At 64.0% G+C, this 4,066-nt stretch carries 2 protein-coding genes; both read left to right on the forward strand.

What is annotated here, in order from left to right:
• The first annotated feature begins 132 nt into the window (after nt 1–132).
• A complete protein-coding gene (locus ISG29_RS20315) occupies nt 133–3,255 on the forward strand; it encodes an RHS repeat-associated core domain-containing protein (protein ID WP_194505277.1) in 3,123 nt (1,040 codons plus the stop codon).
• A gap of 498 nt (nt 3,256–3,753) precedes the next feature.
• Nucleotides 3,754–4,066 (forward strand): transposase (locus tag ISG29_RS20320; RefSeq protein WP_194502297.1); only part of this gene is annotated, 313 nt, incomplete at its 3' end.

Consider the following 4,066-nt stretch of genomic DNA (forward strand, 5'->3'; position numbering starts at 1 on the left):
ATCGAGTTCCGCAAGCCTGATGGCACCATGCTGCTGCGCTGGGCCTATGAGTACACCAACACCGCACCGGCCTACCTCTCCGCCTCGTACCTGGCCGCGGTCAACGCCAACGCCATCGGCTCCACCGCCGCGATGACCTCGACCACCGGTAACGGCCAGGACGTGACGGGCAACGTCGGTGCCCGTACGACCTACACCTACGGCGGCAACCGCAAGCTCGCCTCGATCACCAACGCCCGTGAGAACACCAGCGGCGGTTCGAGCGCGTCGAGCAACGGCTCAGGCAAGGGCCAGGTCATGTCGTTCGACTACGACGGCGACGGGCACGTCACGACCTGGACTCGTGCCAACACCGACCCCAACACCGGCAGCTCGTCCACGCCGGGCCCCTCGACGATCGGGTTCACGTTCTACAGCGTCAAGGGCGCGGACGTGACACAGTCCAACCCACCCGAAGACGCGGCCTGCGCGCCAGCAGACTCTGCACCGAATCAAGACTCCGCGGCGGCCTCGCACTCTGTGGTCACCGGCGAACGCAACGGCACCACCGGCACCAATGGGGCCGGCACTGTTAAGACCAGGTACTGCACCGACGGTCTGGGCAGGGTCATGCGCACCACCGACGCCAAGGGCAACACGCGCTCGAACAGCTGGACGGCGAACTCCAACGTCAAGACCGCCGACATGACCGGCACCGGCGCCGGGCTCTACCAGTACGACTACTCCTACGACGATGACAGCAACAGCGACACCGCTGACTCGGTCACCACCCCCGAGGGCGGTCAGGCCTCGGCCTCCCACGACGACACCGGTCACCCCTACAGCGTGACCAAGACCGACCAGCAGGGTGCCAACAACAGCAGCGACAACACCACGCTGTGGAACTACGCCTACGACGACTGGAACAACCTCATCCAGGCCGAGAGCTCCCAGACCAACGCCAGCAACGACGTCCGCTACCGCTACTGCTGGACCCCCCAGGGCCAGATCGCCCGCATCGACCCCATCGTGGCCACCGGATCGGTCTCAACCAACAACGGCATGTCGACCAAGGCGCCAGGCGCCACCAACCGCAAGAGCAGCCGCGGCAACAGCAACGACACCACCAGCTGCCTCGACGGGAACGGCACCGGTGCCGGGAACGACACCACCTTCAGCTACAACGCCAACGGCGACCTGACCAGTGTCGACAAGCCCGCGGGTGGGGATGAGTCCTACACCTACGACGCCATGTCACGCCTGGCCACCGTCACCGACGCCCGCGGAGTCACCACCACCTACAAATACGACGCCCTGGACCATGTCGTCTCTGCTGCGCACTCCAAGACCGGGCAGACCACCCAGACCGTGACCTGGCTCTACGACCTGGCCGGCAACATGACCCAGCTCTCCAGCCTCAACAACGCCACCTCCGGTGGTGCGAACACCTACACCTACGACCGGCTCAACCAGCTGGCCTCGGAGTCCGGTCAGGCCATCGTCGGCAAGACCGAGTACACCTACGACTCCGCCGGCAACCTCACCCGGCAAACAGTCACGAGTCAGACCACCCCAACGCCAGGCGGCAGCAGCTCTAACAGCCATCAGACGTTCACCGAGTACACCTACGACTCGGTCAACCTGCTCAAGAACCTGACCGACCCCCGTGGCGCGACCTACACCTTCGACTACGACAAGAAGGACAAGCTGACCAAGACCACCTACCCGCGGTTCGCCTCCAACGGCGACTCCACCGGTGATCTGGTCGCCAAGGCCGTCTACGACAACGACGGCAACCCCACCTGTATGTGGTCCTACCTCACCGCCACCTCCGGTGCGAACGGACCCGCGACCGGGAACGACGGATGCCCCGGCGACTCCGCCAACGGGCTCTACACCTACCGCGGATACAAGTACACGGCCATCAAGGGCGGCCAGCGGACCTCGAGCATCCAGAAGATGACCGACCTCGGCGGGCTGACCACCGCCTACGGCTACGACAACATCGACCGCCTCGCCTGCGCCGTCAGCCCCGCACCGACCAACATTACCGCCATCACCGGAGCATGCGACACCTCCGGCAACGGCGGCGGCACCCGGCGATTCGACTACACCTACGACCGGCACTCCAACCTCACCAAGTCCAAGGTCACCGGCACCACCCCCGGCCTCGACACCCGATCGCTCTGGTCAGCGTTCAACAATGGTGACGAGATCTGCGCCTCCCAGCACCTCGCCTCGGGTGCCAGCGACCCCAACCTGTCCTGTGGCAGCACGAGCGGCACCGGGACCAACGGGGTCGCGAAGTACAACCACGACCAAGCCGGCAACCTCACCACCGCCACCGGCGGCGGCGACCTCGCAGGACTCAACCTGAGCTACAACCTGCCCGGCCAGACCACCTCGATCACCCCACCCGGCGCCACCACAGCACAGAGCCAGGCATATGACGGAGTCATGCAAGACCGCCGCACCACCTCCGGCCCCACCCAGATGGCCTACGGCTTCTCCGGACTCACCAACTCCGCCAGCGACGCCACCGCACCCGGCGGCGCCCACAGCGAGATCTTCCTCCGCACCCCCGGCGGAGACCTCCTTGCCATGATTGACACCAGCTCTGGTCAGGCCCGCTACTACCTGCTCGACCACCAAAAGAGCGTGATCGCCACCATCGCCGACCGCAGCACACCCACCCCCAGCATCGGCGGTGAAGTCACCCGCTACCTCTACGAGCCCTACGGCGCAACCATCCGCACTTGGGACCACACCAGCCCAGGCAACGGAAACGACGGCTCCGAAAACAACTCGTTCGCCGCACCCAGCACTGACTTCAATCCGTTTGGGTATGCCTCTGGATATCTTGATCGAAGCACGGGGCTAATCAAATTCGGCACGCGCTATTATTCAAGCAAGTTCGTTACATGGACGCAACCTGACCCAGAAGACGGTTCGTTTTCTTCTCCGCTAACGCTTGCAGTATTCACTTACGCGGGTGCCGATCCCGTCAATGAATCCGACTCCTCTGGCCGCGATTGGTGGGATAATCCCGTAGTTCAGTTTGCAGTCACGAACGCCATCTATACGTCTACAGGTATCGACGTGACGGACCCATGCCTGACAGCTGGGCTGAAGCCCGGGGTTGCAGCTGCGGGGGCTGGGGCAGTGGCGAGTTCATGGACTGGTGTTGGTGTCCCCGAGGCAGCCGCAGGGGCGTTTGGCGTGGGCTACTTGGGCGGGTATTTCAACTGTGCACTCACTGAGCTGGGATGGGAATAGAAATGAGGAAACGTTACGCAATTCTTCTACTAGTGGGAATAGCTGGGCTGATCAGCCTTGCGTTCACGGTGGGCCGCGAGGCCGGCGATTCGGATAGCGCGTGGTATCTGGTTCGACTGGTTTTTGTGACGGCGGTGGTGGGGGCCCTTGCGGGGTGGATCTACGAAAGGACTAGGAGATAGCGAGAACGCTCTAACAGATTCTGAATCGTTGCGATGCAAAGCCCTCGACTTTGATGAAGGCGGTCAGCATCGCGTGCCGGATTGAGCGTTGGGATGGCCGGCGGCTTCGGCTCTCGTAGAAGCCGGCCTCCGATACGCTCAGCACCCGGCCGGCGACCTGGACGGGCAGGCCTTCCGCGGCGATCACCTCGACCGGTGCGCGCCTCCTTTGGGCACGAGCGGCACGTACCCCGGCAGTGGGTCTTCGGGGCCTGACCCCGGTTCTTGGACACGCTGAATCCAGCACGTGCTGGGGAAGCGAGATGATTCAGGAATCATGGCCAGGAAGAACTACTCCGAGGAGTTCCGTCGTCAGGCCGTCGACTTGTATGAGTCCACCCCTGGTGCCACTGTCCGCGGCATAGCCGAGGATCTCGGCATCGTGCGCGGGACGTTGAGGCACTGGCTCGAGGTGTACGGGACCGGCAAGAAGACCGCTGCCGACGGGACGTTGACCTCCAGTCCGTTGCAGTCCAAGCCATCGACGGGCAGCTCATCGCCGCCAGCAGACGAGACACCCGCCCAGAAGATCAGGCGGCTTGAGGCCCGTGTGAACGAGCTCGAGGTCGAGACGACCAAGCTCACGACCG

It is taken from the genome of Nocardioides acrostichi, from assembly GCF_015319165.1.
Classification (GTDB): Bacteria; Actinomycetota; Actinomycetes; order Propionibacteriales; family Nocardioidaceae; genus Nocardioides; species Nocardioides acrostichi.